Origin of the sequence: Shewanella holmiensis, from assembly GCF_025370255.1 — a bacterium.
In the GTDB taxonomy this organism is placed as follows: domain Bacteria; phylum Pseudomonadota; class Gammaproteobacteria; order Enterobacterales; family Shewanellaceae; genus Shewanella; species Shewanella holmiensis.
Window position 1 is genome coordinate 71,924 of sequence record NZ_JAMTCD010000015.1, and the last position, 18,877, is coordinate 90,800.

Annotated in this window: 13 protein-coding genes and 3 tRNA genes; 9 read left to right on the forward strand and 7 right to left on the reverse strand. The window is 40.7% G+C overall.

The genetic code is table 11. From position 1 onward, the window contains the following. Positions 1-22: 22 nt before the first annotated feature. The 4 genes from tig to NE535_RS12300 all read right to left on the reverse strand — a co-directional run bounded on the left by tig (position 23) and on the right by NE535_RS12300 (position 2,080). Positions 23-1,327 (reverse strand): trigger factor, encoded by a 1,305-nt coding sequence (gene tig / locus NE535_RS12285; RefSeq protein ID WP_261298929.1) that lies wholly within the window; start codon positions 1,325-1,327, stop codon positions 23-25. A gap of 326 nt (positions 1,328-1,653) precedes the next feature. Further along, positions 1,654-1,729: transfer RNA gene (locus NE535_RS12290), tRNA-His, on the reverse strand. Between the two features lie 8 nt (positions 1,730-1,737). Beyond that, positions 1,738-1,814, reverse strand: a tRNA-Arg gene (locus tag NE535_RS12295). Positions 1,815-2,003: 189 nt separating this feature from the next. Next, positions 2,004-2,080, reverse strand: a tRNA-Pro gene (locus tag NE535_RS12300). Positions 2,081-2,334: 254 nt separating this feature from the next. On the opposite strand from NE535_RS12300, the gene folD reads away from it, so the two are divergent. Beyond that, positions 2,335-3,189, forward strand: a complete 855-nt coding sequence (folD, locus tag NE535_RS12305) for a bifunctional methylenetetrahydrofolate dehydrogenase/methenyltetrahydrofolate cyclohydrolase FolD (RefSeq protein WP_261298930.1) — start codon at positions 2,335-2,337, stop codon at positions 3,187-3,189. Positions 3,190-3,271: 82 nt separating this feature from the next. Here the strand turns inward: folD and NE535_RS12310 are convergent, their stop codons facing one another. Together NE535_RS12310 and NE535_RS12315 are read right to left on the reverse strand one after the other, a co-directional pair. Further along, complete coding sequence (locus tag NE535_RS12310; protein ID WP_261298931.1) at positions 3,272-4,726, reverse strand: sigma-54-dependent transcriptional regulator; 1,455 nt, start codon at positions 4,724-4,726, stop codon at positions 3,272-3,274. 17 nt (positions 4,727-4,743) lie between these two features. Next, positions 4,744-8,292: a PAS domain S-box protein gene (locus NE535_RS12315; RefSeq protein ID WP_261298932.1), complete on the reverse strand. Its 3,549-nt coding sequence runs from the start codon at positions 8,290-8,292 to the stop codon at positions 4,744-4,746. 270 nt (positions 8,293-8,562) lie between these two features. On the opposite strand from NE535_RS12315, the gene NE535_RS12320 reads away from it, so the two are divergent. Continuing rightward, positions 8,563-9,876 carry a SpoIIE family protein phosphatase gene (locus tag NE535_RS12320; RefSeq protein ID WP_261298933.1) on the forward strand — a complete coding sequence of 438 codons (1,314 nt, stop codon included), beginning with the start codon at positions 8,563-8,565 and terminating at the stop codon, positions 9,874-9,876. Positions 9,877-9,886: 10 nt separating this feature from the next. After that, entirely contained in the window at positions 9,887-10,279 is a 393-nt protein-coding gene (locus tag NE535_RS12325) for an ATP-binding protein (RefSeq protein WP_261298934.1), read from the forward strand. A gap of 525 nt (positions 10,280-10,804) precedes the next feature. Here NE535_RS12325 and NE535_RS12335 read toward each other — a convergent pair. Continuing rightward, the gene (locus NE535_RS12335; protein WP_261298935.1) at positions 10,805-11,005 is read right to left on the reverse strand and encodes a hypothetical protein; all 201 of its coding nucleotides are present in this window, start codon (positions 11,003-11,005) and stop codon (positions 10,805-10,807) included. 702 nt (positions 11,006-11,707) lie between these two features. On the opposite strand from NE535_RS12335, the gene NE535_RS12340 reads away from it, so the two are divergent. The 6 genes from NE535_RS12340 (at position 11,708) to NE535_RS12365 (ending at position 18,832) form a co-directional block, all read left to right on the forward strand. Further along, positions 11,708-12,073 carry an STAS domain-containing protein gene (locus tag NE535_RS12340; protein WP_261298936.1) on the forward strand — a complete coding sequence of 122 codons (366 nt, stop codon included), beginning with the start codon at positions 11,708-11,710 and terminating at the stop codon, positions 12,071-12,073. Positions 12,074-12,114: 41 nt separating this feature from the next. Further along, positions 12,115-13,386, forward strand: a complete 1,272-nt coding sequence (locus NE535_RS12345) for a polysaccharide biosynthesis/export family protein (RefSeq protein ID WP_261298937.1) — start codon at positions 12,115-12,117, stop codon at positions 13,384-13,386. A gap of 11 nt (positions 13,387-13,397) precedes the next feature. Further along, positions 13,398-14,945: a GumC domain-containing protein gene (locus NE535_RS12350; protein WP_261298938.1), complete on the forward strand. Its 1,548-nt coding sequence runs from the start codon at positions 13,398-13,400 to the stop codon at positions 14,943-14,945. After that, positions 14,903-16,189, forward strand: coding sequence for an O-antigen ligase domain-containing protein (locus NE535_RS12355; protein WP_261298939.1), 1,287 nt, complete (start codon positions 14,903-14,905; stop codon positions 16,187-16,189). Before NE535_RS12350 ends, NE535_RS12355 begins: the two co-directional genes overlap by 43 nt. Positions 16,190-16,478: 289 nt before the next feature. Next, entirely contained in the window at positions 16,479-17,795 is a 1,317-nt protein-coding gene (locus tag NE535_RS12360) for an oligosaccharide flippase family protein (protein ID WP_261298940.1), read from the forward strand. Continuing rightward, positions 17,792-18,832, forward strand: a complete 1,041-nt coding sequence (locus tag NE535_RS12365; protein ID WP_261298941.1) for a glycosyltransferase family 2 protein — start codon at positions 17,792-17,794, stop codon at positions 18,830-18,832. Before NE535_RS12360 ends, NE535_RS12365 begins: the two co-directional genes overlap by 4 nt. The last annotated feature ends 45 nt before the right edge of the window (positions 18,833-18,877 follow it).

The following is an 18,877-nucleotide window of genomic DNA, read 5'->3' on the forward strand; positions in this document are numbered from 1 at the left end:
CGCTTGTTAAGTCAAGCTAAGGTTATGCGCGACCGGTAGCCTTGTTCATAAATTCTTCAAAAGCGACGTCTTTAACGGTTACTTTTGCAGTTTTAAGTAAAGCTTCAACCGCTTGCTCTTCTAAAGCAACGTTACGCATGTTTTGCATCAGTTCTTTGTTGCCATTGTAGTAAGCAACAACTTCAGATGGATCTTCATAAGCAGAAGCCATTGATTCGATTAATGCATTAACGCGAGTATCTTCAGCTTTTAGCTCGTTAGTTTTGATTACTTCACCTAATAGTAAACCAATCTTCACACGACGCTCAGCTTGTTCTGTGAACAAGTCAGCTGGTAATTCAGGCATGTTTTTAGCGTCGCCGCCAAAACGTTGCATAGCTTGCTGACGAAGAACGTTCACTTCACCATCAACTAATGCAGATGGAATTGTGATGTCGTTAGCAGCTAATAAGCCAGTGATCACTTGCTCTTTAACGTTAGCTTTTAACGCTTGCTCAAGTTCACGAGACATATTTTTACGGATTTCAGCTTTAAGTGCATCTAAGCCACCATCAGCAATACCGAATAGTGAAGCGAATTCATCGTTAACTTCAGGAAGGTTAGCCGCTTGAACTTCAGTTAAAGTAATAACGAACTTAGCCGCTTTACCTTTTAAGTTTTCAGCGTGGTAATCTTCAGGGAATGACACTTCGATTTCGAATTCTTCACCTGTTTTGTGACCTAAAATACCGGTTTCAAATCCAGGGATCATACGGTTACTGCCTAATTGAAGTTCGAAGTCATCAGCTTTACCGCCATCAAACTCTTCACCATCAACGCTGCCAACAAAGTTCATTTTCACTTTATCGCCATCAGCTGCTTCACGCTCAACAGGCGCATAAGTTGCGTGTTGCTTACGTAAAGTTTCAATCATTGCATCAACATCAGCGTCATTAACTTCAGCTTTAGGTTGTTCAACAGTGATTGAATCTAAGCCTGTTAATGTCACTTCTGGGTAAATTTCGAAAGTTGCTACGAACTCAAAGTTCTCGCCTTCTACTTTACCAGGAGCAAAAACTGGCGCACCCGCTGGGTTTAATTTTTCAGCGACAATAGCTTCAATGAAGTTGCGTTGCATGATTTCGCCAGTAACGTCTTGACGAATAGCTGCGCCATAACGTTTTTCAATTACTGAAGCAGGTACTTTACCAGGACGGAAACCTGGAATACGTGCACGTTTAGCTTCACGTAATAAGTTGTCTTTTACCACTTTTTCAATTTGTTCAGCAGGAACAGAAATGGTTAGGCGACGCTCTAGGCCTTGAGTTGTTTCAACAGAAACTTGCATTGTTTTACCTCGAAATATGTCTAACGTCCTTTGTAATAGTCGATATCTCAACTATTAAGTATTCGTTTCTTGACCATGGATTTTGACTAGAAGACCCAGCACAGCGATTTAGTGATGCTGAAGACGCTGTTGGCACTAGTAGCTCATAATTGATATTTATCAAGACGCGACATTATAGCGAGCGTTTTTTGCATAGTCGAGCATCAATAGTGGGTTTTAAGACATAAAAAAAGCGACCTAAGGTCGCTTTTAATACAATCGCACGAATAATGTGCAACTATTTCATCAAATTGATTTTGACTGATGCAAAAATCGCTTTGGAATAATGGGGTGACTGATGGGGCTCGAACCCACGACAACCGGAATCACAATCCGGGACTCTACCAACTGAGCTACAATCACCATTGAAATGGTACGCCCGGCAGGATTCGAACCTGCGACCACCCGCTTAGAAGGCGGGTGCTCTATCCAACTGAGCTACGGGCGCATGGCACAGCATTCGCTGTATCCTGTCTGGCTTAACAAGCTATCTTGCTTGTTATATTATCCGCAAAAATCTTATTTAAGCAAATAATGAAATTTGGTCGACCACGCAGTTGTAAAAAAGCGAGAATTCGAACCTATGATCCCTGCTCATTTAACCGTTTAAGATTATTTCACACAAATCATTTAAATTTGGTCGGTGATAGAGGATTCGAACCTCTGACCCTCTCGTCCCAAACGAGATGCGCTACCGGGCTGCGCTAATCACCGATATAAACGTTCTATATAGTCTCAAGAACGGAGCGCATCTTAACGAGTCACCTTGCGATCGTCAACGATTTTTTTTAGCTAATTATCTGTGTGTTGATTTAAGCAGCAAAAAGGTGATTAGCATCATAGCGCGAATAGTTTATTCACTGTATTTTCCTAGTGAAGCAAATGACACACTTTCATACGCCTGTTAGAATAGCGTCCGATTAACTTCATCAATCTATACCGCGTCACTCTAAGGAACCTCTACAGCCATGACTGCTCAAATTATTGACGGTAAAGCCATTGCACAATCTATTCGCAGCACCCTTAAACAGAAAGTTAACGCTCGTAAAGAAGCTGGACTCCGGGTACCAGGGCTGGCGGTGATCTTAGTCGGCTGCGATGCTGCGTCTCAAGTCTACGTTGGCAGTAAGCGTAAGGCCTGCGAAGAAGTCGGTTTTCAATCGCAATCTTTTGACCTTGATGTATCAACAACAGAAGCAGAGCTTTTAGCATTAATTGATAAGTGTAATGAGGATCCTGCCATCGACGGCATCTTAGTACAGTTACCTTTACCTGCTCATATTGATGACTCTAAAGTGATTGAGCATATTCGTCCTGATAAGGATGTTGATGGGTTTCACCCTTATAATGTTGGTCGCCTAGCACAGCGTATTCCGGTTTTACGCTCTTGTACCCCAATGGGAATTATGACGCTGATCAAATCTACGGGTATTGACACCTATGGTTTAGACGCCACCGTTGTTGGCGCATCTAATATTGTTGGCCGACCAATGACATTAGAATTGTTATTAGCTGGATGTACCACCACGACTTGTCATCGTTTTACCAAAAACCTTGAGCAGAAAGTACGTCAAGCTGATCTTGTTGTTGTTGCCGTAGGTAAGCCAGGATTTATTCCTGGAGAATGGATAAAACCAGGTGCGATTGTGATCGATGTGGGAATTAACCGTTTAGACAATGGCAGCTTAGTTGGTGACGTACAATATGACGTAGCAGCTCAAAATGCGGCACACATTACGCCAGTACCCGGTGGCGTTGGCCCTATGACGATTGCCAGTTTGCTTGAAAACACTCTGTATGCCTGTGAGCAATACCACAGCTAAGCCTCTAACAGCCACCAATAAAAAAGCCTGCTAAGTATTGCAGGCTTTTTATTACAGATAATCGTTGAACAAATAAGGTTAGTTATACCTGCTCCATTTCATCCCAGGATTGTTTTTTACGATAAATCGTCGATGGACTGATATCTAACATTGCTGCGGCTTTAGGAATATTCCCTTCACATAAATCAATAGCACTTTCTATTGTACGCTTTTCAGTTTTCCACAATGGCTCAATTACTTGCTCTGTCGTTGCATTGGGATCATGTTGAATATCCGCCACAGTGTCATGGGCAGCCGTTAAAGATGCGCTAGCTTGTTCCATCACCCGAGTATTGGCGGAGGCTGGCGCTGCTACGCTCAGTTTTCCATCCTTCACAATGCGTGCTGGGAGCATATCAATATCAACTTCAGCTGCATCATTGAGCACCACTATTTGCCGGATCACATTTTGTAGCTGCCTAACATTGCCAGGCCAGTGATATTCACTCAGCACTTTTTGTGCTGCGTGATTAAACCCTTTAAAGGGCTTACCTTCTTCTTTAGCGTATTGCCAGAGCAGTTTATTAGCAATTAACAGAATATCTTTACCACGTTGATTTAGCGGGGGTAACTCAATGGGAATGACGTGCAAGCGATAATACAAATCCTCTCTAAACAAGCCGTCTTGCACTTGTTGCCAAGGATCTTTATTAGTGGCACTGACAAACCTCACATCTACTTTTTCATCTTTTGAGCCACCTACTCGGCGAAATACTCCGGTTTGAATAAAGCGCAACAATTTACTTTGTAGTTCTAAATCCATTTCACAGATTTCATCTAAAAATAATGTTCCGCCATCAGCCTGACTCGCTGCGCCATCACGTTGACTCACTGCGCCAGTAAATGCCCCTTTGGTATGGCCAAATATTTGGCTTTCAATCAGGTCCTTAGGAATAGAGGCACAGTTTAACGCAATAAATGCCTTATTTTTACGATTGCCAGCATTGTGAATCGCTTGTGCGCAAACCTCCTTACCAGTGCCGCTTTCACCAAATATAAATACCGACGCTTTACTGTTTGCCACACAATCAATAGTTTTATAAACGGTTTGCATTGCCAATGACTCACCAATAAATCCTTGGTAATTAGCTTTGGGTAAACTGTTCTCATATTGAGAGACTAACTTAACCAATTGGCGTTGCTTCATCGCATTTCGCACCGTGATGGCTAGACGCTTACTGTCAAAGGGTTTAACTAGAAAATCAAACGCTCCAGAGCGCATGGCGTCAACGGCAATATCTATTGTGCCATGGGCCGTTATCATAATTACCGTTATTTCTGGGTGGCTTTGCTGAACTTGCAACAGAATATCCATGCCTGACATATCAGGCAGTTTGATATCTAAAATGAGTAAATCTGGCGGTTGTCGGTCAATTTCTTTTATTGCATCGGCGCCGAACTGCACCAAAGTGACATCGGCTCCTTCGCTGCACAAGTATTCAGTATATAACGCGCCTAGCGACATGCTGTCTTCAACTAAAATGACTCGAAATCCCATAATATTCCTTTATATATTTAAGGTTTATTTTTCAAAAGATAAGCTTGTTTAAGTGCACTGATACTTTGCTCCGCAATATTCAATGTATCCGCAATAAGTGGCTCAATCGGCAGCTGTTGGTTTCTGGCTGCAGCTTCTAAAACTTTGGCTACCTCATACAATCTTGCGGCCCCAAAACTGCCCGAACTACTTTTTAGGGTATGCGCTTCATCTTCTACTTTAGCCAATTCATCCACTAAATTGATGCGACGCAAAGTATCAATGCGCATTTGTGTTTCTTGGCAAAAAACATCCAACATTTTATGTAAGCTTGGCTCGCCGATCACATCGAGTAAACTTCCAATAACCTTGATATCTATTAAAGGTGCATTATCAAATTGCGCATTAGTATTTTGCTCATTGCTATTTTCAGCGGGAGCTACGCTTGTTAATGGTTTGATTGCTTCTGCTTCTGCTTCTGCTTCTGCTTCTGCTTCTGCTTCTGCTTTATCGTTAATATCACGCTTAAAATCAGGTGTAAGCTCCAGTCCCATAGAATGGTTTACACTCGGAGATACCTTTAAATTTTCTTGGTGTATTTTAGCTTTGTGTAACCACTGGGCGACACTCTGAATCAGCATTTTGCCATTCACAGGTTTGCCAATAAAGTCGAGCATTCCCACTTGACTACATGCCTCTAGCTCTTCTTTAAATACGTTAGCCGTCATCGCCAAAATAAATTGTTGAGGTTTATGCTGCAAAATTTTACTGGCGGCTTCTAGTCCATCCATTTCTGGCATACGGATATCCATTAAAATAATGTCATAATCATTCGCTAGTGCCATTTGAACCGCTTCGACGCCATTATTCGCATAATCTAAAAATGCACCATGCTTAGCCAACATGGTGCCAGCAACCATTTGATTTGCGGGGCTGTCTTCAGCCAATAGAATTTTACTATTGGGCGGAAAAATCGGCTTTTCCTCTTGTTCAATTTCAATATGACTTTCTTGAGTAGCACCACTGATTAGATTTAATAGCATGGCTCTGCTTAAGGGTTTGTTGACAACTTGCTCAATTCCCATGTCGCTTAAAAATTGTGATATTTGCGTATTAACACCAGTACTCAAAGCTGCTAATACTCCATGAGGGAACAAGACGTCCTGATTCAATACCCTCAGTAACTTCGCATCAACTGACATCATGCAAGAATCATCCAGTAAAATAAGATCAAATCGGCCACGGACATTTGAAAGCTTATATATTTCGGTCACATCGTGAATATAAATAGTTTCAACACCATATTGTACATACTGCTTTTTAACTAATTGACACAGCAGCTTATCAGGATGAATGACTAACACTCTTGAATGTTCAGGTAATCGCACATAATGACTATTACTTTCAGTGCTTTCATCTAGAGTGACTAACACATTAAAGCGACTTCCTGTGCCTAACTCACTTTCAACAGATATGCTGCCGTCCATCATTCGGACTAATTCGGCACAAATCGCTAAACCTAAACCACTGCCTTTATAGTTGGTTGTGTGGGTATCATGAACCTGTGAGAACTCAGCAAACAACTTGTCTTGGGCATCTTTACTAATGCCTATACCTTGATCTGTAATGGCACAACATAATTCAACTCGTTCCTTATGGCTGTCAGGAATCCAAACTTCAACCGTAATACAACCTGAGCTTGAGAATTTAATTGCGTTATCCACCAGGTTATGGATAACTTGACGCAGCCTTTGTGGATCACCCACCAGTGTTTGTGGCACATTGCGATTAATAAAGCTGGCTAGGTGAACGCCTTTTTCAAGCGCTTTGCTTGCCAGAATCTGTAGTACTTGGGCCACTAATTTGTCAGGTTCAAATTCACGCGACTCCAACACCATCTGTCCCGCTTCAATTTTAGAAAAATCGAGAATATCGTTAATGGTATTTAATAGCGCATCACCCGCTTCTTTGGCGGTAGTCGCGTAAATTCGCTGCTCTTTTTGCAATGTGGAATCAAGTAAAAGCTCAACACTGCCTAGCACCGCGTTTAATGGCGAACGAATTTCATGGCTCATGGTCGCCAAAAAGCGTGATTTAGCTTTACTGCCCGCTTCGGCTTGCTCTTTGGCCAAGCGTAATTCTTCTTCCTTAGACTTCTGCTCTGAAATATTACGCACGAATGCTGTAAATAAAATGTCATCACCTAATTGAATAGGAATAACCCTCAGTTCGATTGGGAACTCTTCGCCAGCTTTGTTATGTGCAGGAACCTCGACACGTTTATGCAACACCGCGCCCTGCGCCGTTTTACGGTAATGTTCCATACCTTTTTTATGGGCTTGTTGAAAAGCTTGCGGAATTATTAAATCTTCTAAGTGTTTACCCATCACTTCATCACGAGTAAAACCAAAAAGCGTGACCGCAGCAGTATTAAACTCTTGCACCCTGCCTGTAATATCAATGGTGATCAAAGCATCTTGGCTGGCTTCAAGGGTAGCAAGTAATATCGATTGAGTTCTTGCTGCAGCCTCTTGGTTTTGTTTGATTGCGGTAAGATCTTTTAATAAACCTAGAAAGAATATTTCATCGTCAATCACCATTTTTGAAATCGATAATTCTACTGGGAACTGATGACCCTCTTTATGCTGTGCTTTAAGCTCTCGTCCAGTACCGATAATTTTCGGTTTGCCGCCGTCTAAATAACGTTTCATATAACCATCATGCATATGACGCTCGTGCATCGGCATTAACTTGGCGACGTTCTGCCCAATCAACTCGTCCCTACTGTAACCAAATAATCTGATAACCGACTGGTTTATTTCAGTAATCACGCCATCTACATCGATAATAACAAAGCCATCTGCTGCCGATTCTAAAATGGTATTAAGTCGAATGTTCGCCCCCGTCAATGCATTGGTTCGAGCATCAATATTTAGCACCATCTGGTTAAAAGCCACAGCGGTTTGAGCAATTTCATCATGCCCCGAAACCGGTATTTGAACCCCTTTTTGGCCATTTAAAATTAATTTAGATGCCTTTTGTAACTGAGATAAATTTCGAGTTAAGTAAACACCCAGTAACCAAGAAAATAACGCCACCAGCAATATTTCAAGGCCAGCAATGGAGAAAAATCGAGTAGAAGCCTGGATAAGCAATTGGTCAAAGTTAGAGCGGTCAAACCCCATCTCAATCATACCAATCCCATGACTATCATGACTTAAAGGTATAGAAATATTGAAAGTATGATCGTGCACGGTATCATTCAGAGGTCGAGCCAAATTCCACTTTGGAATACCAACCTCTTTATGCATAGAGACAATCAAATCATGTTTATGGTAGATGTATAAGTAATCAATTTCTTGCTGACGGCTAAGCTCTTTAGCTAAATCAGTAAGTTTAGATTTATCGATCTCAATTAGTGCCTCTTTAGCAGCAACTGAAAATAAACTCACCGTGAGCTGAGCACGCTTCTCTATTTCAGTCTGATTCAATTCTTTAAGATAACTGACACTGGTATAAACCAATAAAAGCAGCAGCACGCCTTCAATCAATGCAATGCCTAAAATTGTTTTTAATCTAAAAGACAAATTCTTGCTCCTTTAAGTCACTATCCATTAAAGCATTTGATTTTACGCCACATAATCACTATGGATGACACTGTTGCAATTTGCAATGAACACGATGCAATTTGAGAATGTATTCACTTCAGTTTAGCAATAACAAACCTAACCATATGTTTAATATTAAAATTAAATTATGGAACGACTATTGCTATACCAACTAGGTATAAACACGGAATGGTTTATTTGCTATTGCAAAATCAAAAATGCAGGCATAACAGAAAACTGGAGTCACCCATGAACTTAACTGAAGCAACCCACAATATTAGTATTCTGCTTGTTGAAGATACCCCAAGCGAACGCTTGTTTATTGCCAGCATTTTGCAACAAGTCACACTTGAAGGTTGCAGCATGACCTTTAATCAGGCAACGGATGGCCAAGAAGCACTGGCAATTTGTCAAACACAAATCGTTGATTTGGTTGTCAGTGATTGGCGTATGCCGAATCTTAGCGGTATCGAGCTTTGTAAACGCTTAAAATCAGAAGAGCACACGCCCTATGTTTTGCTGCTGACAGGCAATAATGAAACCGAAGATCTGGTATATGCGTTGCAGTCGGGGGCTGATGATTACTTGGCAAAGCCTTTTGATCCTAGAGTATTAACGACTCGTGTCATTGCCGCGATGCGATTAATTAAATCCCAAAAAATAATGCGTAAACAGCATAACGCACTGAATGACGCACTCACACAGACAACAAAGTTACTCACTGAAAAGAAAGCAGAACTAAAACAAGCTGCGCAACTTCAACGCTCTTTGTTACCAGCCAAGCGTTTCACCCAGCAGCAATGGCAAGTAAATCATTACTTTCAAGCAGCTACTGAGTTAGCGGGTGACGTATTTCAATGTTTTAAAATTAATGAACAGTGGATGGGATTTTTTCTGATTGATGTATCAGGTCATGGGGCTGGCGCCGCAATGCAAAGTTTTACTTTGGCCCAAGCACTCAATCCCAACAGAGCAGATTGGCACACGAGCCCAGATCTATTGATGGAATACATTAACCGAGTATTTTTTGATCCCAGTGATCAAGGTCAATTTGCCACCATGATCATTGGTAAAATGAATTGCAGTACAGGTGAATATGAACTGTGTAATGCCGGACACCCTCAGCCGCTATTAATCAATCAAAATCATTGTGACTCAATCAATATGCAGTCCAGCTTGCCCGTGGGAATTGATGAAAATACTCAATACGTTAATTGGCAAGGTACGCTAAAAGCGGATCAACAGTTAATGATTTTTTCCGACGGGATTTATGAAATGAATAATCCTACTCATGGAATGTTTGGACTACCAAGGTTAAAAGCGCTGTGTACGCTAAAACACACTATCAGCGGTGATGCGATGATGCACCATATTCGCCATGCACTATCCGATTGGAAACAAGGCGATGGTCAAGATGATATGTCGATTATGCTGTTTTCGAATCACACGCTGACTAGCAGTTTGGATAAAGCGGATAATACCGAGCAATATCAAAATACACCTAAAAAGTTGAGCAATGAACTATTAGCTCAATTAATACCCTCGCCATTAACTGTGGCATAAGGAGCAAAACATGAATAGCTTACAACTAAATTTAAATCATCAAGTTATCGAGCAACAACAATTCTGTGTTGAGTTAGATCAATTTATGCTGAATAACGCAATAAATGACCGACAAAGATTTAAGGTCATCACTTGCACTTTAGAGGGGGTTAACAATATCTTGCAACATACCCAGTGCAATGCTGCAAATATTACCTTATTGATGCATTGCAATGCCGACCGAATTATCGTCGACTTACTGGATACTGCAGAATATCACTCATTGCCAACACCAACGGACTGCCCTGATATTAATACCGAGAATGGCAGAGGTTTATGGATTATGTATAACTGGATGGATCAAGTTTTAAACCAACCCACGGTATTAGGTAGTCATTTAAGAATGAGCTTGTTAAGGCATTAAAGAAATAACATTCCTGTTAAACATTAACTAGGGTCTGTTGAACTTTGCTGGTTAAATTTTGTTCGAGTTAAAAACATTTTAATCGAGGCGAATGGATTGATACCTAGTCATCTAAGCACTCTTTGTTCTCAAAAAGTTCATTCAACAAAGAGTAAAACGTTTTTAGCCGAACCCTCCGGGCAGCGTTTGTTGGCCATTTTTACTGCGTTATCGACTTTTTATGTAGAATAACTACAGCTCAAAGTCTCTGCCGCGCAGTTATATATGTGAGTAAAGGCCAACAATTCGCTGCAAAAACAACCTTGAAAGATCAACAGACCCTAGGTTGGCGTATAGCACAGCCTAGTTGATGACGAGTCGTGTTCAATCCCAAGTAACCAAATCAAACATAAATACCTTCCAGGCTAAGCATTATCGGTATCAACGTTCACATTCATTAACGCGTGTAACCCCATCTTGATGCTATTACTCATTTACACGTTATAGAAACGGCAATACTTGATTTAGCTTAACCTGATGTGATGGTTACTTAATCCTTTTTTGCCACACATCTTCTTGGCTCTCTCTAATCAGCCGTTCGTTATTCTCCATCATAGGATCAACCGCCTCAGCAGGCACTTGAACCTCAACATTAATGTCCTCATCTTCATAGCTGTCAGATGTAGAGGCACTACAGGCACTAAGCGATAATAGCACTAGGCATCCGAATACAGATTTACGTAACATGTTTTACCTTCCAAGTTTGGTTACTCTGGCCATTTTATTAATCACAGCCGATAGAGTCTAATTATTTACACTTGAATAAGGTCACTTTAACCGATTTATTGATCCACACTGCAACCAATATGGCTTGGGATGACTTAATAAGATAATGGTAAAAAAACAGGCACTAAAGCCGCACATTCCTATTCCAAAGCTACAAATGCACAGTTTCCTCTTATACGCTGCAGTATTTAGCCTTCCCAAACGGATTAAATCTCCTCAATGCAGATATAGCGTACACAACCCCGTCATTAAACCACCTGGCTAAAAGTGCTGACTTTAACAGTATGGGGATCAGACTAATTAAAGATGTTTAAACCAACAATGATGTCAGTGCCAACTGCACAAACCAGATGTTAAGTGCTCACAATCATTTAATTATTTTGGTGTTCTGATTTTTTATCCATTGCCAACTATCGATTTTTTATGCCTAGAAAGAGGTATATGCAATCTGTTGCATATTGCTAATTTTCACGTTCAATTTGCAAAAAATGAACTAAAACCATAACAAATAACAAAAATATACATTAAAAACAAAAAGTTAAACATTGGCACGCTTACTGCAAAACATTACACGTACAAGATAGGTTGTTTTATACCCAAGCAACTAAACCTAAAACAACCCATGTCTGACTCGACAATTAAACCACAAAATGAGGTGACATTATGAACTTCGAATTACAAGCAGAAAAACATGTCAGTGTAGTGCGTCTACCAGGAAAAATGGTTATGGCACAAACACCCACATACCGCGCCGCGATGCTAGATTATATCAATCAAGGTCATACCCGTTTAGTCATTGATATGAGCAACCTGGAGTATATCGATTCAAGTGGTTTATCGGTGCTAATTTCAGCCCGAAAACAAGCAATGAGCTACCAAGGTAATATTGTTTTACTCAACCCTAAATCGAGTGTTAGAGCATTAATCGAACTCACTCGGTTACACCATATCTTGGACATTTATGAATCAGAAGAACAAGCATTAGACAGCCTAAGCTATAGCGAGAACATCGAAGATATTGCTAGTTAACTCGCAGTTATCTTAATCGATTCATTCTAAGGAGCAACATTATGACAAACACTAAACTCGCGGTACTTATCGGTATTTTCAGCACTAGCTTAACTGGTTGTGTTACCCCGAATGCACCTGCTAGCAAAGATATTTGTCAAATGGATACTCTGACAGAATGTCATTATTTTGGTCAAACTATGCCCTATGACCGCCAAATTAGTGCTCAAAGACCCAGTAACCCTGCATTTACACTTGCAGATCATGTAACCATGAACGATGCCAACAACCCAGTGATTACCAAAGACAGTTTTAAAATTGGCCATTTAGACCCGAGTTTACAAGCGACTCAATGGAAAAATGCCCAACTTAAACTGTCTGTTGGCGATAAATTAGATATCAACATATTAAATGGTGAGGATTTCAGCAAAGCCGTTGAAATTGATGCCGACGGTAATATCTATTTACCTTATATGCAGGCTATTGTTGCCAAGGATCTGACTTTAGCGCAACTTAATCTGGCGATAAAAAATCAACTGATTACTGAAAACTTAATGAAGCCACATGCTATCCGCATTAGCATTGTGCCAATCAGTTGGGCGCCCATTAATATTATGACTTCAGGTGCAGTATTTGAACCTGGTCAACATATGATTAACAAGAAACTCCCGATTGAAATGAAAGACGATGGCAGTAACTATGCCGGCGACCAAGCGACTGAACGTAGTATTGAAGCCGCGCTTCGCTCATCCGGAGGCATTCGCCCTGATGCAGACTTAACCGCAGTCAATGTCATTCGTGATAACCAAATTTTCAGCCTTAATTTGAGCGGTGTATTAACTGGCGAAGCTATTCAGGAATTCACCTTAATGAGTGGTGACAAAATCCATGTACCGAGCAGTAATCAGTTTGATGATGAATTAGCAAGACCATCACCAATTACAGCCCCCGGTATTCGAGTGTATATTTCAAACCTTACTCAACCTGCAAGCTCAAATAGCCAATCGGCTGTAGACCGTGAAGCCACACGTTTTCCTTATGGAACACGTCTATTAAATGGAGCCATTGCCGCTAACTGTGTCGGTGGCGCACAATCAACTAATGCTGGTCGTTACATTTTACTTATCACCAAAAACCCACTTTCTAATCAGGTAGATGTAGTAGAACGCTCTATTGACGGGCTTATTCAGCAACCCTGGTCTAACAATATGAATCCGGTATTGTTACCAGGTGACGGACTAGCCTGTTATGACTCTCGCATGACTAACTTCCGTGAAATTGCGCGCAGCGTTACCGAAGTACTTATTCCTTCAAGCCTTATCGGCTGGTTATAAAGGAGACTCATATGGATAACGTCATTGAAAGAGACATTTTAGAGTATGAAAAGATCAGTGTTCCTTATGCTGAACCAATTAAAAATGTCTCAAAAAAATCATCTAATGAAGCGGATTATCAAATCAATGATTCAAAAGATAATAGCCTCAGTGAATTAGCTTATTTGTTTTGGATTAAACGTGCAGCGTTAGAAGGTAGCAAACTGACGCCTAATGCGCGCAAAAAGTTATATTTTAAAACCGCACTCGTCAGTTTACTGATTATTTGGGCAAGTGCTTTTTTATTGATGGCAATAAAACCAACGTCTTACGTATCTAAATGGACCTTAATTTTACCTGGTAATGGCGCAGGTGCATTGGTTAGTTTGGACAGTCTAGGTCAAGCCACCAGCTCATCAAGTTCACCATATTTAAGCTCGGCGATTGACCCTAGAGAAAACTACAAAGCAATAGCAGACAGCGACTTATTAATAACCTCTGCAGCAACAAGTTTAGAAATGCCAGTAGCCCAGCTTGGCAAACCAAAGCTGAAACTGCCTAGTCAAACTGGCTTGATGGAGTTTAGTATCAAAGGCAGTTCTGCAAAAGAAGCACAAGACAAAGCTTGGGCGCTTTATCAATCATTACAAAACTTGTTAAACGACTTACGTGCCGATGAGGTCAATTTAAGAGAAAGCGGGATAATCCAAGGTTTAGCGGGATACAATCAAAAAGTGAAGCTATCTCAAGACGCTATTTTAGCATTTCAATCTGAACGAGGCTTAGTCTCGCTAGATCAATTTAAAGAGTTAGCGCTAACCATCGAACGCCTTCGTCATAACCGCGTGAATATGATTTCAAAATTGAAAGGCATTGAAGCTGAAGAGAAATCATTAATGCTGCATTTAGGTACCACAGCCGATGAAGCCGCTGATTTATTAAAATTGCATAATGATAAATTCTTTCAACAATTGCTCACATCTCATAATGAAATCTTGGGTAAGTTACACGAGCTATCAGCACACTTTGGCAATAATCATCCACAAATAACCAGCCTAAATGCCGAAGAGTCAAAGTTGCAAAATGCCCTATCAGAACGAATTGCGACTTTAGTGTCGAATCAAAAAGGCAAAGCTGACCGCACATTGATTAACAAGCTATTATTAGATGACATTGATGGTCGTGCCGACTTAATGGAGCAACTCATTCAGTTAAGAGCCACTTATACCGGTATTAATGAAGAGTTGAATACCTTGGATAGTCAAATTGTACAATGGGAAACCCGCCTAGAGCTTTCAAACGATGATGCCGCTAAATTAGAAGACTTACACCGTGCTCATCAATTAGCGACGGCGGTAATGACCTCCGCAGTGGCAAAAATGGATGTAGGTAAGGCCGACATTTTTACAGCTTATCCATTATTGCAATTATTGTCGCCACCTTCTCTGCCATCAAAAGCAGATAATTTAGCGACAATGTTATTATTGGTAGCGGCATTTGGCGCATCATTTATGGCACTAATAGGACTGAGTATTTTATGGATCCGCAAACCATTACTCCGCAAAATGCTGACGAAATAATCGTCTATAAAGCAATAGTTTATAGCTATCTATTTTGGATAGTGGGGGCGTTATATATTGTCGCCCCGGTAATTGCTTGGATATTGTTTTGTCGCTTATTGGTTAAGAAAATATCTTACCAACCAGCACATACTATTAGTCTGACCCATTATGTATGGTTGTTTGGCATGTGGGTGATGTTAATGGCATTGATTGTGGGCCATTTAGAACAAGGTTTAGGAATAGCAAAGTTAATAAAATCTTCTATCGGTTGGGCAAAAGGCTGGGCACTTTTGGCGATTTTCCCTGTCGTAGCTTGCCTTGATATCAGACCACAAATTATTTATCGTGCTTGCTGCCAAGTCTGTAAACACACGGTGTTATTATTGCCAATATTTGTACTCGCTTGGATGATCCGTTTACCTAGTACCCTTTATGTTTCACCTTTAAGTATTATTGGTGGACCAGGTCCTGAGTTTTTCTCGTTAAGCTTATATGAAATAGACCCTGGTAGCGGTATTCCTCGCTGGCGACTATTCACGCCTTGGGCTCCTGCGCTTGGCATGCTTGGCAACTTATATTTCATCTTTGCTTTACAAGAGTCTTCATCACAGTGGAAACGTTGGGGAGTGTTCGGCAGTTTGTTGATGGTATTAATGTCGCAATCACGCTTAGCATTAATTTGTTATCTGGCCTTATTTGGCTATTTTTCTATGCTTCAATTTGTACGTTCGCCAATACTTTATTTCATTCTGTGCCCTGTTATTCTAGCCACAGGGTTTGTCGGAGAGTCAATTCTTAATAAAATATCCATGAGTATAGCCGCAGTAAAATCAGCTAGGGCGGATTCCACTAGAGTTAGACAAGCCTTAGCAGATATTGCCGTTGAGCGCTGGTGGAATGAGGCGGTATTATTTGGCCATGGCATTGTTGAGCGAGGCCCACACATGGTCGAATATATGCCGATAGGGTCACATCATACATGGTATGGATTGTTATTCGTAAAAGGCTTAGTTGGGGCAATTGCATTAGCAGTGCCAATGCTAGTGACTTTCATTGTATTGATGATCAACATATTTACCCGCCCTTTAGCTAAAGTCGGCATGGCGATACTAATGCTACTGATGTTGTATACCTTTGGCGAAAACCTCGAAATCTTAGCTTACTTATTTTGGCCAGGATTAATCATTTTGGGTAAGTCTTTAATTGCAGACCATGACGCCATGCCAGCAGAGGCAGGCAAAGAATACATATCAAAAAGGTGATTCAAGCTTGTTACCTGCCGCGATGTGCATCATGTTGTAAGCGCATTAATTCGCCGTTGCTAAACACCTAAAAACCTTACCACTCGCTTCACGGTTCCCCAGCAGCATTCATCTTTGTTATCACAAACCTAACCTGTTCCTTAACATTGCAATATGCCTTTGCATTCTGCAAAACCATTGTTAAAACCCAAATAAAAAACAAATAAACCATTTATTTACAAACACTTAAACTTTGGCACGATTCATGTAACCCTAGCGTATAAAGCGAATGACTTACGCTAGGATGAATATGAAAAAACCGCATAATAGATTTTTAAATAAGACCATGATGCTAATTCAATCAGGATTTACTGGATTAGGAAAAAGCATGATGTGGTTAGGTTCAGCTCAATTTAGTGGACGGATTATTCGTCTACTTTCCAGCATTGTACTGGCCAGATTGCTAATGCCAGAAATGTTTGGTCAAGCTGCAATTGTACTCACGCTGTTCGAATTAATTTGTACCGCTACCCGTAGAATTACCTCCGCTGCATTGATTCGCATGGATGATGAACAATTCACCGACCATTTAAGCAGTGCTAATTGGGTGAACTGGGGAGTGTGTTTGTTAGCATGCTTGATGATGCTTTTGGCCAGTTATCCCATTGCCCGTTACTACCATGACACGTCGTTAATTTTACCCATTGCGGTAATGGCAATGAGCTTTTTATTGCTACCTATGGGGATGCAATATGCCACCATAAATTTACGAAACAACAAAATGCGTATTGTCGGTAGAGCAAATCTTTGGCAAACCTTTATTGATGCTGCACTAACCGCAATTCTGGCACTGGCTGGGTTTGAAATTTGGGCAATCATTTTACCCAAAGTACTGGTTATCTTTGTGTGGATTGCAATTCATCGTTACCACAACCCTTTGCCAAAAATGCAATCTGAAACTGGCATTAAATATGCTCAGGTTATCACACTGTTACACTTTGGCATTCCCGTTAGTTTAAGCGATTTGACTAACACTCTAAGACAAAATATTGATTATTTATTAGTTGGTTACTTCATGGGTGTGGAGGCATTAGGAGTGTACTTTTTTGCTTACAATATTAGCTTGGGGATAAGCCTTGGGTTAATTCAAAGTTTCGGAACCGCATTTTATAGCCACCTTTGCCATCGAAATACCGTTGAAGATTTATCTGCAAAATACCTCAGTAGTATCGCTGCGATTATGGCAATCACTGTACCGGTTATTTTAATGCAAAGCGTACTTTCTGATTGGTATGTTCCACTGGTTTACGGAGATAAATGGTTATCAACCGATGCCATAAATGTTTTCCTGTTTTTATGCCTAAGTGGCTTAGTCAGACCACTAGGCGAAGCTGCTAGCCAATTGCTACTAGCAAACGGTTTAAGCCAAACCAACCTCAAAATTAATCTATTACTCACAATTTGCCTGGCGGTGGTTATCGGCATTGCTTGCCAGTTCAGTTTAATCACAGTGGCACAATCCGTAATGGTGAGTTACTTCATCACCTTGCCACTCATTTGTATCTACAGCTACCAAAAAGTATTTAAAAACAATCAACAACTTACCTCCATAGGAGAATCACTATGACCCCTAAAATTACTGTTGTTATGCCCGTATATAACGTGCAAATGTTTGTAAAAAAAGCCATCGAGTCTGTGTTAGCACAAACCTTTACTGATTTTGAGCTGATTATTGTCAATGATTGTGCAACCGATAACAGCTTGAAAATCTGCCAGCAATTCCATGATAGCCGCGTGAGGATTATTAACCATGTAGAAAACAAAGGACTGGCTGCTGCGCGTAACACCGGGATCCGTCATGCACTGGGTAAATACGTGGCATTTTTAGATTCTGACGATATGTGGCATGCAGAAAAACTGCAACGTCATTGTGCGCATCTTGATGCCAACCCCAACGTCGGGATCAGCTTTTCTCGTTCTAGCTTTATGAGCTATGACGGCAAGTTATTAGATTTTTATCAGATGCCACAACTGACAAATATTGATGCCGCACATTTGTTATGCCGTAATCCAGTTGGTAATGGTTCGGCGCCCGTGATCCGCCGTGAAACCCTTAATGATATTCGCTATCAAAGCGTGCACCATCACCAGCTATACTCTTGTTACTTTGATGAAAAATTTCGTCAATCAGAAGATATTGAATGTTGGTTACGCATTGTGGCAACAACAAAGTGGAAAATGGAAGGCTTACCACAACCATTAACTTACTATCGCTTAAATCATGGCGGATTGTCTGCTAACTTATTAAAACAGTTAGCCTCATGGGAACAAATGATCAGTAAAGCGCGTTACTTTGCTCCTAAGCTGTTAAAACGTCATGAAAATGATGCCAGGGCTTATCAACTACGATATTTAGCACGCCAGGCTATTAGAATGAAAGATGGTAAAATGGCCGCTAAATTAGCAACACAAGCCTTAACCACCTCACCTAAAATCTTAAAAGACGAAATGGGCAGAACGATTAGCACTGTCAGTGCAGCATATATGCAATGGTTATTACCCGCTTTTGCTTATCATTGGCTAGAATGTTTAGGTCAAAAAGCTATTGGCAGTATCCAAAAATATAAAATTAGCCGTGATGGCGTGTCATCTATCTTTTTATAATTCACTCATCCCCTTTCTCTCTTTGCGTAAAACCTGTTTGCATGC